The organism is Salinimicrobium sediminilitoris, from assembly GCF_020866905.1.
Taxonomy (GTDB): Bacteria; Bacteroidota; Bacteroidia; order Flavobacteriales; family Flavobacteriaceae; genus Salinimicrobium; species Salinimicrobium sediminilitoris.
Genome location: NZ_JAIVCC010000002.1, coordinates 254746 through 276182, shown reverse-complemented (window position 1 = coordinate 276182; position 21437 = coordinate 254746). Strand labels below are relative to the sequence as shown.

The following is a 21437-nucleotide window of genomic DNA, read 5'->3' as shown; positions in this document are numbered from 1 at the left end:
TTATACATTAATTTTCAAATTCGGAAAAAAATAGTTTTTTTGTAGTAAGTAACACCATCATCAATGTACAAAGAAAAAGAGGATTTGCATGCTGTCCAAAAGGATTACTATAAGGACAACCGCAAAATGTATGTCGCGACAGACTGTATTATTTTCGGATTTGATTCGGGAAATCTTAAGCTGCTGCTTTTCCAGAGAAGGGTAGCTCCCTTGAGTGGTGAATGGTCGCTCATTGGAAGTTTTGTAAATCTTGACGAGGATGTTTCGGCTGCTGCCGAAAGGGTGCTGGAAGAGACCACCGGACTCAAAAATGTATTTATGGAAGAGCTTAAGGTTTATGGAGCTGCCAATCGTGATCCTGGTTACCGGTGCATTTCTGTTGGACAGTATGCATTGATAAGGCTTAATGAATACGATAAAGAACTGGTAAAAGAGCATGGGGCAGCATGGTACGATGTCAATGATTTGCCGCCACTTGTGCTTGATCACGGACAAATGGTGAAAGATGCGCTTGCAAAATTAAAGCAGAAGGCACGGTTTCAACCTTTGGGATTTGAATTACTTCCCGAAAAATTCACCATTCCCCAACTGCAAAGTGTTTACGAAGCTATTTTTCAAAAAGAACTGGACACCCGAAACTTTCGGAAAAAGGTCTTTTCCCATAATGTGCTTGTGAAGTTGGATGAGAAGGATAAAACTTCTTCAAAAAGAGGAGCATTTTTGTATAAGTTTGATCATAAGCGGTACAAAAGGCTTATAGAAAAGGGGAATGATTTCGAAGTTTTCTAAAATTAAAATTTTCTAAAATCTTTTCTTTAATTCAAAAATAAAGGTAATATTTACAGTTATTAAACTGCTGTATGCAACAACAGTTGAAATGGATTATTTTAACTTGTTTTGTCCTTACCTTTTTTGGTTGTGAGTCCCTACCTCGCACGAATGAGGTAAGGATTCAGCAGCTTTCTTACAAACAAATCTTCCATATTTATTACTTTTCTCAAAGTAAGATTTCCGGAAACTTTTTTGATCCTATAGTTTACAATCTCAGCCACTTTCAACTGGGTGGAATGACATTTTTGAAGAACTTCAGCGACACTTATATAGAAACAGGTTTAAATTTAAAAGAACTTTCTTAGAAAAATAGAAGCCGAAAAAAAGCTCCCGTATGATATTTTCCAAAACTTTGAAGTACCTGTTCCTCTGGGGAATTCTTTCGATGTCTTTAAATTCTGTTTTTGCACAGGTTGTAAAAAATGATAAAAAGGGGGATGTTTATGTAGATCAAGGCGGGGTGATGCGCTGGGGCCATAACAAGGAAGAGGTGAAAGGCTTTGGAGTAAATTATTCGGTGCCCTTTGCACATGCTTTTCGCACAGGACAAAAACTTGGTGTTGACCTTAAAGCCGAAATCCGAAAAGATATTTATCATTTTTCACGGCTTGGTTTCGACCTTTACCGTATTCATATTTGGGATACCGAGATAAGCGATGAGGAGGGAAACCTCCTGGAAAATGAACATCTTGATCACTTTGACTACCTTATCAATGAGTTAAAGAGCCGCGGAATCAATTTTGTACTTACGCCTATAGCTTACTGGGGTAACGGCTGGCCTGAACCCGATGAAGACACCCCCGGTTTTTCCAGCAAATATGGGAAAGAGGGAAGCCTCACTAATCCGCTGGCTATCGAGGCGCAGGAAAATTACCTGGCGCAATTCCTGGAGCATGTGAATCCTTACACCGGCATTGCTTATAAAGATGACCCCAATGTAATAGCCTTTGAGGTTAGCAACGAGCCGCACCACCGTGAGAGTCCCGAAAAGGTACAGGAGTTCATTGAACGTATGTTGGCATCTATGAGATCTACCGGGACCAGGAAGCCAATCTTTTACAATGTTACTCACAGCACCCAACTGGCAGAAGTTTATGCCGCTTCGGGTATCGACGGCGGAACTTTTCAATGGTATCCCACGGGACTCGGATTTGGAAAAGAGCTGGAGGGAAATCTGCTTCCTAATGTCAATAACTACCACATTCCTTTTGACCAGGTTTGGACGGAAAATGGCCTGGCAAAGCTGGTGTATGAGTTTGATGCGGCAGATGTGATGAAGTCTTACATGTACCCGGCCATGGCACGAAGTTTTAGGCAGGCGGGAATGCAGATTGGGACTCATTTTGCTTATGATCCAACATACATGGCTTCCGGCAACACAGAGTATGATACCCATTATATGAACCTGGCCTACACTCCGCAAAAAGCTTTGGCTCTAATGATAAGCGGGGAGATCTTTCATAAGCTGCCCATGAATGAAGATTTTGGAGGATATCCCGACAACCTTAACTTCGGAAATTTCAGCATTAGCTATGAAAAAGATCTTGCTGAAATGAATTCAGCTGAAAAATTCCTTTACACGAATTCTACTGAAAGTCAGCCGAAAAATTGGAAAAAGCTGAAGCAGATCGCCGGCTTTGGGGATTCTCCGGTGGTGAAATATGGTGGTAAGGGAGCTTACTTCCTGGATAAACTGGAAGACGGAATCTGGAGACTGGAAGTAATGCCAGATGCTATTTTAGTAGATAATCCTTTTGGAAACAACAGTCTTGAAAAGACCTTGGCCGTGATTAAGCATGGGAAGTGGGAAATGGAAGTAAACCTCCCCGGCCTTGGAAAGGAATTTGAAGTTCGGGGGATCAATGAAAGAAATGATTTTGATGAAACCTCTTTTGGTAGTAGCTTTCAAATCGAACCCGGCACTTACATACTCGCCAAAAAGGGCAAAAACAGAAAGACTTTTTATAAAAATTGGACGGCAGAAAATTTAACTGCTTTTATAGCTCCAGATAATACAGTGGATCAAACTTATCTCGTACATGAACCATTGGCGACACTTTCAGAGGGTAGGAAACATGAAATATCGGCTACTGTAGTGTCCAATGAACCAATAGAGCAGGTGCAGGCATGGTTCAAAAATGGGAATAACTATGAAAGTGTAGATCTTCAGCAGAGAGAGGCTTATACCTATACAGCCACGGTACCGGAAAAGCTGCTTAAAAATGGCTTTTTAGAGTACCGGATAATTGTCACCAATACCAATGGAACCAGAACATTTCCGGGAGGGCAGGAAGGTAATCCCGGTGAGTGGAGTTTTGATCCCGATGAGCCTTATACAATAAGGGTGGTTGATCCTGAAGCGCCGGTATATCTGTTTAATGCCTTAGAAGATTCAGAAAATGTTGTAGCAAAATGGCTGCCAACCCTCAACAGAGTTCCAACAGATCATCCCGGAGAAGCTGAGTATAGAGTGAATGTTGAAAAATTATTTGAAATAGATCCAGAGAACACCAATGCTAAACCCGTTTACGATTACTCTTTTAGATATAACTTCAACAGAAATACTGAGGGTAGGAGCGGGGATCTTGGAAATAAAGAAAAACTGGTTCTAAAAGGACGGGCGCTCAATGAAAAGCCGGTAAAACTACAGGTGGCGCTGGTTATGAATAATGGAAGGTCTTTTGGAAAAGTAATTGAACTTCAACCGGGAATAAAGGAATACGAGATCGATCTTTCTGCTCTTGAACCGGTACATACGGTGACCTTACCAAGACCTTATCCTACCTTCCTTCCCTTATACTTCGAACATAATGTACAGGAATCATTTGATATTGAAGATGCCGAAAGTCTTCAGTTTTCTATAGGGCCAGATCTTTTAGAACAGGAAAGGGAAGAGCAGCACGGGGTGGGGATTATTTCAGTGAGACTGGAGTGAATTTAGTGATCGGTGCTCAATGAGCAGTCATCAGAAATTTGTGCCACGAATTCACGAATGATTTTTCGGAATTTTCTCGATGGTGTCTCCTCCTTCGGAAGGGTTGCCGCAGGACGGGGTAGCGAGTAAGTGAGTGATCAGTGTTTTATTTTCAGTGATCAGAAATTTGTGCTACGAATTCACGAATGATTTTTCGGGATTTTTTCGAAGGTGTCTCCTCCTTCAGAGGGGTGGCTAAAGGTCGGGGTGGGGCAGATGATAATATGTCGCTCCTCCGGGATTATTTATTTCTGTGTAAATTTTCTCAAATATTTAAGGCCGGTCAAATGACCGGCCTTAAATATTTACTACAATTTTTTTACTGCATGATTGAATAAACAGCATATCCTTTGGCTGAGGACTCCAAAGTTGCTATACCATCACTGTTAGTGTTCACGGTATAGTCGGTATTATAGGTATAATCCATTAATTGAGCAGAATTCCAATCTGTATCAACGGTTCTGGTTTTTGTTCCGTTTCTGGACAGATATAGAATAAGTCCGGGATTATCTCCTTCCCCCTTTCTTTTCATTACATATTCATCTTTGTCAGCGTATAGCACTTCATAATCTCCTGTAGCGAGGGTGTTATTAATAAGAATTAATTGTTGAATTTCCTTTTTAAAATTCTCATTCTCATAATCTGAATAAAATATTGTGGGGTACCCGGGATGTGTAAGAATAAAAGCATAAGCCTGTATTTTATTTTCCATGGCTATGAAATTATTCTCGTTTGAATCCTTTTCTGTATCGTGATTTGCTGTAAAAGTAACTGCTTTATCTGGATAGGTTTGCCACACCATTTTTTTGGTTAAATAAGTGAGGTCTTCGTTGCGATCAAATGCTTCTTCCAGCTTATAGAAAGTAGCAAAATCGAAAACTCCGCTGCCGGTTTCCTCAATATAATTTATAAGAGTAGAGGCATTTCCATCCCATAGTTCTGCGACAGCAAATCCTCCCACTTCATCAAGCCATGCTTTTACTACCCAGGGCTCAAATCCCAGAACATAATCAAACCTCCAGCCATCAAAACCTACTTCATTCTTGTAGTAGTTAGCTACAGAATAATCTGCATCCCACAACCAGTTTTGAACGTATTCCTGATTATGATCAAGATTCGTCTCTTCATAAAACAGGCTTCCAGGGTCATAAGGACTTGTACTGTTGGGATAAAAGTTTTCGTAATCACGGTTGAAAAGTCCTGAAGCATTTCCATGCTCTTCGTTAAAAAGAGTGTAGGTATCGTATTCGCGATATGGGTTGTACTCTAAACCTCCACCTGAGTTGTGGTTGAGAACAATATCGGCAATCACTTCTAAACCATTGGAGTGTGCAGCTGCAATAAGCGCATCAAGTTCTGCCCTTGAACCAAAACGGGTTTCCACAGTCCCATGTTGGTCATATTCTCCAAGATCAAAATAATCGGATGGATCGTAGCCCATTGAATAACCACCTGACTGACCTTTGGAAGCCGGTGGTAGCCAGATCCTATTGACTCCTGCTTCTGCCCAATCGTCTACTTTTTCTGAAATAAGATCCCACCAGGCGTGCCTTGGCTCCACATCCCAATAGAAGGCCTGCATCATGACGCCTGTACCATTGTCATAATCTTCGAGGTTCATTGGCTGTGCCCCGACAGGTGACGGATCTACCGTTCCATTGCCCGGATCTGTTTCCACATTATCATCATCTGTGGAACATGCCCCCAGCATAAAAATGGAAAATAGGAAAGGATATAAAAATTTAGATTTTTTCATAGTTAAAATTTTAAGAAGGATATAAAAAAGGCTGCCGTTAAGCAGCCTTTTTGAAAAATTAAATAGGATTTATTCCTCAACCTGCGGATTAAAAATATAGCGCCCTGTAAGGTCGTTAAACCATACATTATAAATCCCGGCTTTAGTAACAATAATATCGTCACCAGTAGCCTGTCCACTAGGGAAGTTTTCACCTCCACCCCAGTTGACACCCCAGTCCTGGTTGGCTCTGAATTTTATTCCATCTTCTAAAAGTTCAACGTCTTTGGCATACCATAAGTGAGGGTCAAAGTCAGATTTTGTCAAGAGGACATCTGGTGCTGGATTATCATCATTTGGCCAGCCTACAGTAGTTCCTGCTCCCACAAGCCCAATCATATTGTAAGTAGCCTGGGTACTTGCATCATAAGTCTCGAATGAATAGGTCATCTCATCAATGTTAATGGTCAGGCTGTAATAAGCATCTGCATCAACAGGGAATGCCGATGGGTCTCCTCCTAGAATTTCACTGCTGCTTAATTCGCCATTGTCAAGCCCCCATTGTGGCTGCCATTGTCCTAAAGTTTCTAAAAGTTTAAAACCTTCTACACCGTCGCCACCGGCAAATCTTCCTGTGAAGTAGAAAATATTTTCATTCTCTGCATCTCTGAATAAGGGCGTATTATTATTGTCAGGATTCCAACCAGCAGCAGTAGCATCACCAACTAAATAAAAATTAGTCAAAGCAGCTTCAGAAGGAAGTAAAGCAGAAAAGGAAACTACATCTGAGGTATGGGCCATATCTTGAGCTGTACCAGGAGATGCCACTACCTTAAAATAAAAAGTAATAGGTTCATCTTTATTAATTTCTATTTCTTTTTCTTCCTCTTCATCATTTACAATTTTAATTAATTGCTGAGCCGTTACGTCCAGATTATTCTTAGGAGTCCTTCCCAAAACTGCCATAGATTCAAAGTCCTCACTTAGGGACGCTTGTAGTTCGTAAGTGAGATTTGTTGGAACATCTACATCTATTTCATTCCAAACAAAACGTTCTATAACATCTTCGGGCTCTATCACGGTAAGGTCATAGGTAGAGGAAAAAGTATTTGTAAATTGAATACCTTCTGCATCAGGATTAGCGATGAATACTACATCATCATCACTTGTACAGGCATTAAAGCCAATTAAAGCAACAAAGGCTAATAGTAATATTGATAATTTTTTCATTGTTTTCATTTTATAATAAGATTAGTATCCTGGATTTTGTGTTAAGTTGGTATTTACTCCTAAGTCTGAAGCTGGAATAGGATAGATGTTTCTAAAAGCAGCAGTGGTTGTTCCCTGGGGAACATCACCTTTCCATGCCCATACTCCATTTTCTGTGAACCTGTTAAAACGTATTAGGTCTGTTCTTCGGTGTGCTTCCCAATATAATTCCCTTCCTCTTTCATTAATAAGGAAATTATTGGTTATTTCACTTGCAGTAACAAGCCCGTTACCTTCTCCATAAGCTCTTTCTCTTAGCTCATTAACGTAAGCCAATGCCTGTGTCATGTTAGTATTGGTTCTAAAAGCAGCTTCGGCATACATTAGGTAGACATCTCCTAATCTAAAGAGAGGGAAATCTGTATCTACGTGTTCCCCTGTGGCATCACTTCCCTGGTTCCCATCGACATCTACATTCTTGAATTTACCTACAGCGTAACCATCTGTAAAGGCACTAATAGTGGTGACTTCAAGATTTTGTCCCTCGGTGTAGAACATTTCCCTTTCATCTGGAGAATCTGCTCCATCAGGGAAAAGACCTACAAATTCGGGAGTTGTTCTTAATCCTGCCCATCCCGAATTCACTCCAAATTCAGCTGGATCCATATCACCACCAATTGAGGCATGGATAACAAAGGTTAAACCTCCATAAGAGTTGGTGTTGATCCCGTCAAACCTAATAGGGAAAATGATCTCATTTTGAGCCCCGTTTACATCGTTGTCTGCAAGGAAAAGTTTCTGGTAGTCATCAACCAGCACATAACCTGCGTCAATTACCTTTTGAGTATAAGTTAGAACATCTGAATATCTTGCAGTACCGGTGTACACTTCAGCATTTAAATAAAGCTTTGCTAACAGGGTCCAAACAGCAGCTTGATCTGCACGTCCATATTCGTTTTGTCCTGCAGCTACAATCTTATCTTCAATATCCAAAAGTTCGCTCTCAATGTAATTGAAAAGTTCTGCTCTTTGAATCTGCTCAGGAAGGAAAGCTCCAACAGGACTTTCTTCGGTAATGAAAGGAGGATTTCCATAAAGGTCCATGGCGTGATAGTAGCTTAAAGCTCTTAAGAACCTTGCCTCTGCGCGGAATTTCTGAATTTCAGAAATTTGATCTTCGGGAATTCCATTTGCACTTAAACTCTCATCACTGGACTGGCGTATGTATTCGTTGGCCTGTGCGATTTGATACAAAAGCCTGGAATACATTGTACGAATAAATTCGTTTCCTGAAGTCCAGTTTTGTCCGTGAAGGTCGGCGATGGTTCCATCGTTCCAGCCTATTATGGCTTCATCTGTAGGTAATTCCTGTAACATCCAGTAAAGGCGCAGGTACTGCGAGAAACCTTCATCTAAACCTAAAAGGTCTGGTTTCCCGGCAGGGCCTTCCTGGCCACTCACTGCAAGTCCTGCATACAATTTAGCTAAGAACTGCTTGTAAGCAGCCGGATCCTGAAGCAATTGGCCGGGCACCTGCCGGTTATCTTCTGGTTGTAGATCTAATTCGCTCTCACATGACCCAAGAATTGTAAGGCCGAGGAAAATGAGAAAGAATGATTTTATTTTGTTATTCATGTTCATAGTTTTTTATTCTCTAAAATGTTAGATTAAGACCTACAGTATAAGTTCGGGGTCTTGGGTAGAAATTGTTATCAATTCCTCCCGAAATCTCAGGGTCAAGACCGTCGTAGTCTGTAATGGTCAAAACATTGCTGGCGGTTAATGAAGCCCTAAAATCGACTTTTTCTCCGGCAATTAAATATCCAATAGAAACATTATCCAGTTTTACGAAATCTGCGCTCTGCACGTAATAATCTGAGAAGAACTGACTTTCATCAAAATCTGTTGCAAGAACGTTTGCGTTGAAGTTTGAATAATAGGGCTGCGGAGTAACAGTTCCTGCTCCTCTAAATCCTGTCGCAGACTGCATGTTGTTGTACATGTATCCTCCAAAGCTTCCTCTCCAGGTAAAGCTGAAGTCGAAATCCTTATAGTTGAAGTTACTGCTTAAGCCCATAAAGAAGTCTGGTGAACCTTTTTTGTATGGTTGACGGTCAATTTCTGTAATGGTATTATCTCCGTTAACATCCACATACGCCCCTTCAATTGGATTGCCGTTTGGATCATATACCTGGCGGTAAACAAAGAAAGTGGTTGGATCAATATCTTTTTTCCAGATCTGGATCATATTACCAACTCCTCCACTAATTTCTCCCTGAGGAATAAAGAAGTTTGGATCTTCTCCCAATGATAATTTGGTGATTTCAAGATCCTGGAAGGTGATATTATAATTAAGGCTCCAGGTCATCTTATCTGTGCGAAGCACATCACTGTTCAATCCAATTTCAAGACCTTTACTTACTGTTTCTCCCACGTTTGTTATCAACCTGTCCGAAAGGTTAGCTCCGGCAGGAACCGGTACTTCAGCAAGAAGGTTCTCGGTTGTTCTGTGATAGGCATCTACGCTACCTGTTAAGCGATCACTAAAAAATCCGAAATCAATACCTACGTTGTAAGTCTGTAATTCTTCCCATTGAAGATCCTTGTCATATTCTTCAGGACGAAGAGTTTGATAAAAGCGGTTTCCAAACTGGTAGCTGGCTCCTCTTTCACTGGGAGTATAGATCCCAATGTATCCATAGTTGCTTCCAATCTCCTGGTTACCTGTTACTCCATATCCAGCTCTTAACTTAAGTTCAGTCAAAAACCCGGAGTCCTTAAGGAAATCTTCATTATTGATCTTCCAACCTACAGAAACAGCAGGGAAGGAGCTCCAGCGGTTGTCTTCACTAAACCTGGAAGAACCATCTATCCTGTAACTACCTGAAACAAGGAATTTGTCGTCGATATCAAAACTTGCTCTTGCAAAATAAGATTCAAGAGCGTTTCTATCTATAGTGATTGGATTCAAAACCCAACCTCCTTCTACTGCAGCATCGGTATACCTCTGCTGACTTGAGATGAAAAACTCCTGATAAGAATGTCCTGCAGTAAGATCAACAGCAGTGCTTATCGATTCGATATAGGGTTTATAGTTGAAATAGAAATCCAATAGCTGGTTACGGTTCATTCCCCAGTAAATTTCTTCATCTGCTATGCTTTGAAGAACAACTGCAGATGAGGTAGGGCGAAGGTTAAATCCGTCATTTTCTGAATAATCAATTCCTGCGTTTAAGTTAAAACGAAGATCCTCTACAAATGGAATTCTGTAATCTATGTTGAAATTGGTGATTAAACGTTTAGTTTCTCCTTCGTCGTTATATTGCTCTAAAAGAGCGAGTGGATTACGGGTTGCTTGTTGCAGTGCAACACCATTAGCATTGGTCCATTCGTAATAACCACCATAGCGGCTGTTTTCATCATATACCGGCTTAGTAGGATCGAAATTTACAGCGGCACCAATTGCTCCTTCGTCTGCAAAGTCATTGCGGTCAATACTTCCTTTAGCAGTTAAAGTAAGTTTTAGGTCATTGTCCAGAAGATCATAGTTAAAGGCTGTGTTTAAAGCATTCCTTTGATAAAGATCTGTCTTTAAAACCCCGGTTTGAGAGGTGTGGTTATAATTAAGTCTGTAATAGAAATTATCCAGACCCTGGGACACAGTAAAGTTGTGGATAGCCCCTACTGAAGTCTGATAGATCTCATCCTGCCAATCTGTATTCGCATCTCCCAGAAGGCTTACATCGGTACCAGGAGTGGTTTCAATAAGATTTCTAAACTGGTCGGCGTCAAGGACATCAACCGTCTCTATGATCTCTCCTACAGAAGCTTTGATATCGTACTCAAATTTTAGATCTGAATTCTTTTTACCTTTTTTAGTAGTAATAAGGATCACCCCGTTAGAAGCCCTTGAACCGTAGATCGCAGTTGCCGAAGCATCTTTAAGTACAACGAAATCCTGGATCTCATTAGGGTTAATGGCATTCAACTGATTTCTCACTCCCTGTACACCCCTTTGATCTAAGGGAATTCCGTCAACAACAATAAGTGGAGAGTTGTTGGCAGAAAGAGAGGAACCACCACGAATCCTTATCTCAGTTCCACCACCCGGTGCTCCACTACTGGATGTAATGCGCACCCCGGCAGATTTTCCCTGGATCAATTGTTCAGGTGAAACAATAGAACCCTGGTTAAAATCTTCGGTGGAAATTTGTTGAACGGCACCGGTAGCATCCTGCCTTCTGGTGGAGCCATATCCAATTAGAACTACTTCTTCAAGAATGGCTGTATCGGGGGCTAGTTGTACATTAATAGTTTCCTGGCCCGTATAGGGAATTTCCTGGGGAGCAAATCCAACATATGATATGACAATCACATCATCAAGATTAACTCCTTCCAGGGTGTATTCCCCATCGAAATTTGTAGTGGTACCTGTCGTAGTACCTCTAATTACTATGTTAGCACCTGGAATAGGCATCCCGGTATCCCTTTCGGTAATTATACCGCTAACAGTAGATTGAGCAAAAAAGCTCATTGGCATCAATAACATGAGCAATGTGCTTTTAATAAATGTTCTCATAAAATTTGCTTTGTTAGGTTTTACTTATTTTAACCTTATATTTCTACTTTCCCGGAATAAAAGTAGGCATTCTAAAAAGATAAAGGAGTATTAAATAAAGCAGGGAGGGCCCCGAAAACGTTTTCGTGTTGAAAACTTTATCATAATCTTTATTTAACAGTAATTTATAATAGATTTACCATTTTTAATCCGTCTTGAATTTTGATCCTTTAATAATGAAACCAAAACTAACTTTAAAACAAATTGCAAGGGAATTAGATGTGTCTGTCTCCACAGTTTCAAAAGCCTTACGCGACAGTCCTGAAATAAGTGATGAAACCAGGCAAAAAATTCAGGCCTTTGCCAAGCTGTATAATTACAAACCCAATAATATTGCTTTAAGTCTTAAGAACAGGAGAACAAGAACAATAGGTTTGGTACTTCCCGAGATCGTTCATGACTTTTTTGCTACTGTTATTACAGGGGTGGAGGAAGTAGCAAATAAACGGGGATATAACGTTCTCATTTGTTTATCAAACAATTCCTTTGACAGGGAGGTAATGAACTTGGAAATGCTGGCTAATGGAAGCACCGATGGATTCATCCTTTCTATAGCCAAGGAAACTCAGCAAAAAGGGGATTACCATCACCTGCAGGAGGTGATAAGTCAGGGGATGCCTGTAGTTATGGTGGACAGGGTGGTTAATGAAATCATATGTGACAAGGTTATTATCGATGATAGCGACGGTGCCCGGGATGCAGTACAACATCTTATTGATAATGGCTGCCGCAGGATAGCAATTATTACCACTGTAGACTATATTAGTGTAGGAAAATTGAGAACAGAAGGATATTTAAGAGCCTTAAGAGGTAATGATATTGAATTAGATGAAGATCTTATCCTAAAAATAGAAGATGTAGACAACAGCCATGAAGCTATCTCTCAATTCCTTGGAGCAAGGAAGATCGACGGGGTTTTTGCAGTGAATGAACAGTTTGCTACAAGTGCAGTAAAAGCTTTGTTGAACAAAAGTTTATCTGTACCCGAAGATGTGCTTGTTTTTAGTTTTTCTGACGGGGAACTTTCCCGAAGGTTCATTCCCAGCTTAAGTACCGTGAACCAGCACGGGGCCGATATGGGAGCTAAGGCTGCCGAATTACTCATAGACCGAATCGAAAAGACAGTTACAGATGAGGAGTACCAGACAGCTATCGTGAAAACAAGTTTGGTGGAGCGGGAATCTACGCAGAAGAGAAAAAAAGCTACAGTGTAAATTTATTTCCTATCTTTGACAGGATTTTTATCAAAACTTATATTTCTACTTTCCCTTTAAAAGTTTTGATAAGTCTTAAAAGCTTATCGTAATCAAAAAATACGATAATGCAAAAACGCACTTTGAGTTTTTGGGAGATCTGGAATATGAGTTTCGGATTTCTAGGCATACAGTTTGGTTTTGCTCTGCAAAACGCCAATACTTCCCGAATTTTTGAAACCCTTGGAGCAGATGTGGATCAAATTCCTATTCTGTGGATCGCTGCGCCTGTTACCGGGCTGGTGGTACAGCCAATTATAGGATATTTTAGTGACCGTACCTGGACAAGACTGGGACGTCGTAGGCCATATTTCCTGGCGGGAGCCATTCTTTCTTCAATTGCTTTATTCATAATGCCCGATTCGCCCACTCTGTGGATCGCAGCCGGTACCTTATGGATAATGGATGCTTCCATAAATATTTCTATGGAACCCTTCCGCGCATTTGTTGGCGATAATTTACCTGCTAAACAAAGAACCCTTGGCTTTGCTATGCAGAGCTTCTTTATTGGAATTGGAGCTGTAGTAGGATCTCTTTTGCCTTACGTTTTCTCCAGCTGGATGGGAATAAGTAATACTGCTCCCGAAGGCGTAATTCCAGATTCCGTTAAGTGGTCGTTCTATGTAGGGGGTATTGTTTTCCTTTTTGCTGTTATATGGACAGTAGTGAAATCAAAGGAATATTCCCCAGAAGAATTGGCAGCCTTTGAAATGGCCGATAAAAAAATTGCCCCTGTAGAGGAAACTGCCGAACAACGACAATCAAATATTAAAAAGCAGTTGTATTATGGACTGGGAATGTTTGTTCTCGGGGTTGCAGTAAGTTGGTACATATTCATGAATGACCTCACCAAGGAGTTGTATATCCTGTTTGTGGGGTTAATTGTGATAGGTGCTCTCTTTATGATCACATCAATGCTTAGAAAGCAAAAAATAAGGAATGGATTTACTGTGATCGTTACCGACATGCTCAACATGCCCGACACAATGAAGCAGCTGGCATGGGTGCAGTTCTTTTCCTGGTTCGCACTTTTTTCCCTCTGGATATATACAACTGCTGCCGTAACAGGACATGTCTTTGGAGCATCAGACCCTACTTCGGAAATATATAACGATGCAGCCGATTGGGTGCCGGTCATGTTTACAGTTTACAACGGTGTTGCTGCTGCAGTGGCTTTTCTTTTGCCTGTATTGGCCAAACGTACCAGCAATAAATTTACTCACCTTCTTGCCCTCACTATTGGGGGAATTAGTCTTATTTCCATCTTCTTTCTATCAAGTAAAGCAGGACTTCTGTTATCCATGGTGGGAGTGGGAGTCGCATGGGCAAGTATTCTTTCACTGCCTTATGCAATGTTGTCAGGTTCTTTGCCATCGGCAAAAATGGGATATTACATGGGAGTCTTCAATTTCTTCATCGTGATCCCGCAAATAGTAGCCGCAACAATTTTAGGTTATATAGTAAAGGAATTTTTTTCAAATCAACCGGTATATGCACTTATAGTAGGAGGCTTTTCCATGATTCTGGCAGGGCTATTGACGTTGAGAGTGCGCACAAATAAGAGATTAGATATACATGAATAATACAAAAGGAATAATATTCGACCTGGATGGAGTAATAGTCGACACAGCCAAATTTCATTATCTGGCGTGGAGAAAAATGGCCAACGACCTTGGATTTGATATTACACTGGAACAAAATGAACAATTAAAAGGGGTGAGCCGGGTGCATTCCCTGCAGCAAATACTGGGCTGGGGGAATAAAACAGTGACCGAAGAAGAATTTGAGCAGCTCATGAGCTCCAAAAATGAAGATTATCTGGCAAAAATTGCCCATATGGATGAGGGAGACCTTCTCCCCGGAGTGAAAAAAGTACTCGATTATTTAACAGAAAAAAATATTCCTTTTGCCCTGGGTTCTGCCAGCAAAAATGCAAGACCTATTTTAAAAGGGCTCAAAATTGAGCACAGGTTCGAGGGTATAGTCGATGGTAATGATGTGACCAAGGCTAAACCCAATCCTGAGGTCTTTTTAATTGCTGCTGAAACGCTTGGAATGGCTCCGGAAGACTGCATAGTTATGGAAGATTCTGTAGCTGGGGTTGAAGCTGCAAATTTGGCGGGAATGATAAGCATAGGAATAGGAGATAAAGAGATCTTGAAAGAAGCAGATCATAACTTCTCAGATTTCACAGAAGTAGACATAGAATTTATAGAGAAAATCGTTAGAAAATAAACAAATGAATCAGGATTATATAAAACCGAATAACTGGTCAATTCTGGAAGAAGGATTTGATGCAGAGAGAGTAGAAGCTTCCGAAAGCCTTTTTAGCCTCGGAAATGGAGCGATGGGACAACGGGCAAATTTTGAAGAGTATTATTCCGGTGATACTTTCCAGGGAAGCTATATAGCGGGAGTTTACTACCCCGATAAAACAAAAGTGGGCTGGTGGAAGAATGGTTATCCGGAATATTTTGCAAAAGTCCTTAATGCCCCAAACTGGATTGGGATCAATGTATTCATTAATGGAGAAGCTCTGGACCTGGCTACCTGTAAGGAAATCAAGGATTTTAGAAGAGAACTCAATATGAAAGAAGGCTGGTATGAACGCAGTTTTACTGCTGTTATGCCAAATGAACTGGTGGTTGCAGTGAAGGTAACAAGGTTTCTTTCCTTAAAAAGAAATGAGCTGGGTGTGATCAACTATGAAGTTGAAGTGAAAAATGGAGATGCAACTGTCATTTTTGAGCCTTATCTGGATAGTGGAATTACTAATGAAGATGCCAACTGGGAAGAGAAATTCTGGGAAACCCTGGAAGTGAAGACAGATGGGGAACGAGGCTTCATTACAGCTAAAACCCTTAAAACAGAGTTTCATGCAACCTCTTTTATGCAGTCAAGACTGTTTAAAAATGGAAGAGGTCAAAGTGTTGAGCCTACAGAAGTTAATTTTGATGAGAAAATTATCTTCAGGTACTCCACAGATGTCAAAAAAGGAGAAAAAGTGGCTCTTCATAAGTTTGGGGGTTATGTTACAGACATGAATCACAAGCGCCCGGATCTTTTAAATGCGGCCAGTACTGTTCTTGACACCTCAGTTTCAGCCGGATTTGAAAAACTTCTTCAGGAGCAAAAAGAAGCCTGGGCATCTGTGTGGGAAATGGCCGATATTTCCATTGAAGGTGATGTTAAAGCACAGCAGGGGATCAGGTTTAATATTTTTCAGCTAAACCAGACTTACCTTGGGGAAGATGCTCGTTTAAATATAGGTCCAAAAGGCTTTACAGGAGAAAAATATGGCGGTAGTACCTATTGGGATACTGAAGCCTACTGTATTCCTTTTTATATGGCTACCAAAGATCAACATGTGGCAAGGAACCTTCTTACCTATAGATATAACCACCTGGATAAGGCGATTGAAAATGCCAAAAAACTTGGTTTTTCCAATGGAGCAGCCCTGTACCCAATGGTAACTATGAATGGCGAGGAGAGCCATAATGAATGGGAGATCACTTTTGAAGAAATCCACCGCAACGGGGCAATGGTTGTTGCTATTAAAAGATACGTTGACTATACCGGCGACTTTAGTTATATCCCTGAAAAAGGGCTGGAAGTAATGATCGCTATTGCACGTTTTTGGCAACAGCGAGCTAACTACAGCACAAAGAAGGATAAGTTCGTTATCCTGGGAGTAACCGGCCCAAATGAGTATGAGAACAATGTGAACAATAACTGGTATACCAATTATATTGCTAAATGGTGTATAGATTATTGTATGGCCTCTTTGGAAAAAGTGGAAAAAGAATATACTTCAGATCATAAGCGGATACTGGATAAGACAGGACTGAGTGATACTGAAATTGGAGGGTGGAAAGAAATTTCTGAAAAGATGTATTTTCCTTATTCCGAAGAATATAAGGTGTTCATGCAGCAGGATAGTTTCCTGGATAAGGAGATCATTCCGGTTTCCGAATTATCTGCTTCCCAACGTCCCATCAATCAGAAGTGGAGCTGGGACCGTATTTTGCGTTCGTGTTATATCAAACAGGCAGATGTGTTGCAGGGATTCTATTTCTTTGAAGATCATTTCTCGAAAGAAGACCTGGAAAAACATTTCGATTTCTATGAACCATTGACTGTGCATGAATCTTCGCTTTCTCCATGCGTTCACAGCATACAGGCAGCGGCTTTGGGCCGAATGGAGCAGGCTTACAAATTTTACCTGAGAACATCAAGACTGGATCTCGATGATTACAATAACGAGGTGAAAGAAGGATGTCATATTACCAGTATGGCAGGAACCTGGATGAGCATTGTAGAAGGATTTGGCGGGATGCGCGTGGTAGATGGAAAGCTATCTTTCAATCCAAGAATACCCGATGGATGGGAAAGCTACTCCTTCAAGCTCAATTTCAGGAACCAGATTCTAAAAATAAATGTGGCGCCGCAAAAAACCAGTTTCACCCTGGAAGGCAATGAAACCCTGGAAATCCTTGTAAAAGGAAATCCTGTTAAGGTAGAGCCAAGTGTGCCGGTAACTGTTTAAAATATTAAATATGAAGAAGCTTATTTTTCCATTTTTGTTCCTCATAAGTCTTTCCTTAACCGCACAAATAGAAAAGGTTGAGCCTCCTTTTTGGTGGAGCGACATGAACCTTTCTGAAGTGCAGTTAATGTTCTACGGAAAAAATATTGCTGAATATACTGTTTCAGCACCTAAGGAAATGGTGATTAGCAATGTGAATAAGACCGAAAATCCAAATTACGTGTTTGTTACCGTGCAAACTGAAGATCTTCCTGCCGGAAGCTATGACATACGATTCTCCAAAAAAGGGAAAAAAGGTTTCTCTTACAGTTATGAACTCAAAGAGCGTGATCCGGGATCGGCGCTTCGGGAAGGGTTTGATGCTTCAGATGCCATTTACCTTATAATGCCCGACAGGTTTGCAAATGCAGATCCCTCAAATGATTCGCATCCCGAACTTCAGGAAAAAGCAGACCGCAGTAAACCGGGAGGCCGTCACGGTGGGGATATTGAAGGGATAATTGAAAACCTCGATTATCTTGAAGATCTTGGAGTAACTGCCATTTGGACCACCCCATTACTTGAGGATGACGATCCTGCCTATTCCTATCATACTTACGCCCAAAGCGATGTGTATAAAGTTGATCCCCGTTATGGGACCAATGAAGATTACCGTCGCCTGGCTTCAGAAATGGAGAAGCGGGACATGGATCTTATCATGGATTACGTGACCAATCACTGGGGCGCAGAGCACTGGATGATCAAAGATCTGCCAACTTATGATTGGGTTCACCAGTTTCCCGGCTATAAGAATTCCAACTATCGTATGACAACTCAATTCGACCCTCACAGGTCTGGAATTGATACAGAATTAAATGAAGACGGTTGGTTTACTTCGACCATGCCCGATCTTAATCAAAGCAATCCATTGGTGTTGAACTATTTGACTCAGAATGCTATTTGGTGGATCGAATATGCAGGTTTGGATGGCTTTAGAGTAGACACCTACTCCTATAATGATAAGGACGGGATCTCGAAGTGGACAAAAGCAGTGATGGATGAGTATCCTAATTTCAATATTGTAGGTGAGGTATGGATGCATGACCAGGCACAGATTTCTTACTGGCAAAAAGATTCTCCCGTAGGAGCTATCCAGAGTTTTAATTCGCACTTACCTTCGGTAATGGATTTTACGCTGCACGATGTCATTATGAGCATGTTCAATGAAGACGATATGGGTTGGGACCGCGGGATGGTTAGGGCATACGATAATTTTGCCAATGATTTTCTTTATAAGGACATCTACAACCTGCTGGTCTTTGCAGGAAATCATGATACCAATCGTATCAATGAACAATATGATGGAGACGTTGATAAATATAAACTCGCTATGACGCTGGTTTTAACCACCCGTGGAATTCCGCAGTTGTATTATGGAGATGAAATTGGAATGCGTGGAGACAAACCTGCAAAAGGTGATGGCGACATTCGCAGAGACTTCCCGGGCGGATGGGAAGGAGATGCTCAAAATGCCTTTAACGAAGCCGGAAGGACTCAGCAGCAGAATGAATACCATTCTTTCACTAAAAAACTATTGAATTACCGCAAAAACAACGAAGTATTGCATACCGGTAAGTTGTTGCAATACATTCCCGAGAACAATGTCTATGTCTATTTTAGATATGATACAGACGACAGGGTAATGGTGGTTATCAACAACAATCCTGAAGATCAAACCCTCAATCTTGAACGTTTTGCTGAAGGTCTGGAAGAAGCGACCTCAGGGAAAGATGTTATTTCAGGTGAGCAGGTTTCTTTAGGTGATAGGCTGGAAGTTTCAGGAAAATCATCTATGGTACTTGAATTAAACTAATGGCTATGAACCCGCTTCGGAAAGACTTGCCAAAAATGGCATTTTTGACAGGTTGTCTTTTGTTGTCTTTCTCTTTGTATTCTCAAAATACAAATCGAAACTATTTAGGGCATGAAAAGACAGCCGCGGGTGTAGAGATCACCACCAGTGATGGGAAGTACCTTTTCAGGTATTTTACTCCGGAAATTATTGAGACCGCTTTTGTTCCCTCGGGGCAGGATTATATAGAGGAATCTCACGCAGTGGTGTTGAAACCGCAAACCGTTAATTTTACTGTTTCTGAAGGAGAAGAAAAAGTCTTTATCGATTCTGAAGGGTTGGATATAGAGGTCTCAAAAATGCCATTTCAGGTCACTTATTTTTTTGATGGAGAAAAGGTGATTTCAGAAAATACAGGTTATTCAAAGGGAGAGGAGCATGAGAAATTGAACTTCAATCTCACCGAATCTGAAGTTCTTATGGGCGGTGGTGCACGAGCTCTGGGGATGAACAGGAGGGGAAACAGGCTTCAGCTTTATAATAAAGCCCATTACGGCTATGAAACCAAAAGCGAACTTCTCAATTTTACGTTACCCATAGTCCTGTCTTCAGAAAAATATTTACTCCATTTCGATAATGCGCCTATTGGATATCTTGACCTGGATAGCAATTTTAGCAATATTCTTACCTATGAAACTATAGGTGGGCGAAAAACCTATCAACTTGTGGTAGGAGACACCTGGGAAAATATCGTTGGGAATTATACACTTTTGACAGGACGACAGCCGTTACCACCGCGCTGGGCTTTTGGAAATTTCTCCAGCCGTTTTGGTTATCACTCCCGGAAAGAGGTAGAGGAAACCATAGAAAAGTTTAGAGAAGAAGAAATTCCCGTAGACGCTGTAATTATTGACCTTTTTTGGTTTGGCCATGAGATAAAAGGTACAATGGGAAATCTCGCGTTTGTCACAGACTCTTTTCCGCAGCCAAAGGAAATGATGCAGGATCTTGCAGAGGACGGGGTAAAAACTATCCTGGTCACAGAACCTTTTGTTCTTACCACCTCCAACAGGTGGGAAGAAGCCGTGCGGGAAGATGTGCTGGCGAAAGATTCTCTTGGTAATCCTTTTACCTACGACTTTTACTTTGGAAATACTAGTTTAATCGACATTTTTGACCCGCAGGCGCAGGATTGGTTCTGGAATATTTATGAGGAGCTGACAGAAATGGGGGTTGGCGGCTGGTGGGGTGATTTGGGAGAACCCGAGGTGCATCCTGAAAGCCTTATCCACAGGACCGGAACAGCCAATGAGGTTCATAACATTTATGGCCATTACTGGGCGAAGTTGATCCATGAAGGTTACCAACAATCATTTTCTGATCAAAGACCATTTATCCTTATGCGTGCCGGGGCTGCTGGTTCTCAAAGGTTCGGATTGATGCCATGGTCCGGGGATGTGAATAGGAGCTGGGGCGGATTAAAACCACAACCGGAGATTTCTCTGCAAATGGGACTTCAGGGGTTGGCTTATATGCACTCAGATCTGGGTGGCTTTGCCGGTGATAATCTTAATGATGAGTTATACGTAAGATGGCTGCAGTACGGAGTATTCCAACCAATTTTTCGCCCGCATGCCCAGGAAGCAGTACCGTCTGAACCTGTTTTTAGGGAGCCAAAAACAAAAGCCCTTTCAAAAAAGGCAATCGAGCTACGCTATCAACTCGTGCCATATAACTACACTTTAGCTTTTAGAAACACTACCGAAGGTTTACCTCTAATGCGACCTCTTTTCTTTGAGGAGCCTGAAAATTTCAGACTTTATTCGGTCGCAGGGACTTATTTATGGGGTGAAAACTTTCTTATTTCGCCGGTGCTTCAGGAAAATATAGATCAACAGGAGGTATATTTTCCGAAGGAATCGAACTGGTTTGATTTTTATACCGGAGAGAAATTTTCAGGAGGTACAACAGCGACAATTCAGTTGAAAGAAGAATATATACCAACCTTTGTGCGGGGCGGAGCTTTTATACCTATGGCAAAGCCAATGCAAACCACGCAAAGTTTTTCTGCAGAAGATGTGGAGTTACATTACTTTTTTGACACGGATGCCGGGGAGACTGAAGATATTCTGTATCACGATGATGGAAAAACATCCGGGTCTTATGAAAATGGAGAATATGAGATTCTTTATTTCAAGAGCCGCACCACAGAGAAGAAACTCTCGATCGATATTCTGAAAAAACTGGGAAGTGCGCGGGAAGCTTCAGAATTTAAAGAAGTAGACCTGGTGATCCACAACCTGGACAAGAGACCCGGGGAAATTCAGATAAACAGTAAAAAGATCAAATTCGAATATGATCAAAAAGAGCACAAACTTTTAATCCCTGTTAGTTTAAACAACGACAAAACAAGTCTTACCATTATTAACTAAATTTATTT

At 41.1% G+C, this 21437-nt stretch carries 12 protein-coding genes; 8 read left to right on the top strand and 4 right to left on the bottom strand.

What is annotated here, in order from left to right; translation table 11 throughout:
* Positions 1-63: 63 nt before the first annotated feature.
* Both LA313_RS02965 and LA313_RS02960 read left to right on the top strand, forming a co-directional pair.
* On the top strand, positions 64-789 hold the full coding sequence (locus LA313_RS02965) for an NUDIX hydrolase (protein ID WP_228913125.1): 726 nt from the start codon (positions 64-66) through the stop codon (positions 787-789).
* 376 nt (positions 790-1165) lie between these two features.
* A complete protein-coding gene (locus LA313_RS02960) occupies positions 1166-3766 on the top strand; it encodes a glycoside hydrolase 5 family protein (RefSeq protein ID WP_228913124.1) in 2601 nt (866 codons plus the stop codon).
* Positions 3767-4124: 358 nt separating this feature from the next.
* On the opposite strand, the gene LA313_RS02955 is transcribed toward LA313_RS02960, so the two are convergent.
* The 4 genes from LA313_RS02955 to LA313_RS02940 all read right to left on the bottom strand — a co-directional run bounded on the left by LA313_RS02955 (position 4125) and on the right by LA313_RS02940 (position 11328).
* The gene (locus LA313_RS02955; RefSeq protein ID WP_228913123.1) at positions 4125-5561 is read right to left on the bottom strand and encodes an alpha-amylase; all 1437 of its coding nucleotides are present in this window, start codon (positions 5559-5561) and stop codon (positions 4125-4127) included.
* A 69-nt stretch (positions 5562-5630) separates the two neighbouring features.
* The gene (locus tag LA313_RS02950; protein ID WP_228913122.1) at positions 5631-6770 is read right to left on the bottom strand and encodes a SusF/SusE family outer membrane protein; all 1140 of its coding nucleotides are present in this window, start codon (positions 6768-6770) and stop codon (positions 5631-5633) included.
* A 21-nt stretch (positions 6771-6791) separates the two neighbouring features.
* Positions 6792-8384 (bottom strand): RagB/SusD family nutrient uptake outer membrane protein, encoded by a 1593-nt coding sequence (locus LA313_RS02945; RefSeq protein WP_228913121.1) that lies wholly within the window; start codon positions 8382-8384, stop codon positions 6792-6794.
* Positions 8385-8403: 19 nt separating this feature from the next.
* Entirely contained in the window at positions 8404-11328 is a 2925-nt protein-coding gene (locus LA313_RS02940; protein ID WP_228913120.1) for a SusC/RagA family TonB-linked outer membrane protein, read from the bottom strand.
* Between the two features lie 215 nt (positions 11329-11543).
* Between LA313_RS02940 and LA313_RS02935 the strand changes: the two genes are divergently transcribed.
* The 6 genes from LA313_RS02935 to LA313_RS02910 all read left to right on the top strand — a co-directional run bounded on the left by LA313_RS02935 (position 11544) and on the right by LA313_RS02910 (position 21429).
* Positions 11544-12581 (top strand): LacI family DNA-binding transcriptional regulator, encoded by a 1038-nt coding sequence (locus LA313_RS02935; protein WP_228913119.1) that lies wholly within the window; start codon positions 11544-11546, stop codon positions 12579-12581.
* Positions 12582-12688: 107 nt separating this feature from the next.
* A complete protein-coding gene (locus tag LA313_RS02930; RefSeq protein WP_228913118.1) occupies positions 12689-14203 on the top strand; it encodes an MFS transporter in 1515 nt (504 codons plus the stop codon).
* On the top strand, positions 14196-14855 hold the full coding sequence (gene pgmB, locus LA313_RS02925; protein WP_228913117.1) for a beta-phosphoglucomutase: 660 nt from the start codon (positions 14196-14198) through the stop codon (positions 14853-14855). The genes LA313_RS02930 and pgmB overlap by 8 nt, the downstream gene beginning before the upstream one ends.
* A 4-nt stretch (positions 14856-14859) precedes the next feature.
* Positions 14860-17166, top strand: a complete 2307-nt coding sequence (locus LA313_RS02920) for a glycoside hydrolase family 65 protein (protein WP_228913116.1) — start codon at positions 14860-14862, stop codon at positions 17164-17166.
* Between the two features lie 10 nt (positions 17167-17176).
* Complete coding sequence (locus LA313_RS02915) at positions 17177-19018, top strand: glycoside hydrolase family 13 protein (protein ID WP_228913115.1); 1842 nt, start codon at positions 17177-17179, stop codon at positions 19016-19018.
* Between the two features lie 35 nt (positions 19019-19053).
* Complete coding sequence (locus LA313_RS02910; protein ID WP_228913114.1) at positions 19054-21429, top strand: glycoside hydrolase family 31 protein; 2376 nt, start codon at positions 19054-19056, stop codon at positions 21427-21429.
* Positions 21430-21437 lie beyond the last annotated feature (8 nt).

What these genes read in the sequence shown, in the direction of transcription:
- LA313_RS02965 (WP_228913125.1), top strand. Translation starts at nt 64, where the DNA reads ATGTACAAAGAAAAAGAGGATTTGCATGCTGTCCAAAAGGATTACTAT.
- LA313_RS02960 (WP_228913124.1), top strand. Translation starts at nt 1,166, where the DNA reads ATGATATTTTCCAAAACTTTGAAGTACCTGTTCCTCTGGGGAATTCTT.
- LA313_RS02955 (WP_228913123.1), bottom strand. Translation starts at nt 5,561, where the DNA reads ATGAAAAAATCTAAATTTTTATATCCTTTCCTATTTTCCATTTTTATG.
- LA313_RS02950 (WP_228913122.1), bottom strand. Translation starts at nt 6,770, where the DNA reads ATGAAAAAATTATCAATATTACTATTAGCCTTTGTTGCTTTAATTGGC.
- LA313_RS02945 (WP_228913121.1), bottom strand. Translation starts at nt 8,384, where the DNA reads ATGAATAACAAAATAAAATCATTCTTTCTCATTTTCCTCGGCCTTACA.
- LA313_RS02940 (WP_228913120.1), bottom strand. Translation starts at nt 11,328, where the DNA reads ATGAGAACATTTATTAAAAGCACATTGCTCATGTTATTGATGCCAATG.
- LA313_RS02935 (WP_228913119.1), top strand. Translation starts at nt 11,544, where the DNA reads ATGAAACCAAAACTAACTTTAAAACAAATTGCAAGGGAATTAGATGTG.
- LA313_RS02930 (WP_228913118.1), top strand. Translation starts at nt 12,689, where the DNA reads ATGCAAAAACGCACTTTGAGTTTTTGGGAGATCTGGAATATGAGTTTC.
- pgmB (WP_228913117.1), top strand. Translation starts at nt 14,196, where the DNA reads ATGAATAATACAAAAGGAATAATATTCGACCTGGATGGAGTAATAGTC.
- LA313_RS02920 (WP_228913116.1), top strand. Translation starts at nt 14,860, where the DNA reads ATGAATCAGGATTATATAAAACCGAATAACTGGTCAATTCTGGAAGAA.
- LA313_RS02915 (WP_228913115.1), top strand. Translation starts at nt 17,177, where the DNA reads ATGAAGAAGCTTATTTTTCCATTTTTGTTCCTCATAAGTCTTTCCTTA.
- LA313_RS02910 (WP_228913114.1), top strand. Translation starts at nt 19,054, where the DNA reads ATGGCATTTTTGACAGGTTGTCTTTTGTTGTCTTTCTCTTTGTATTCT.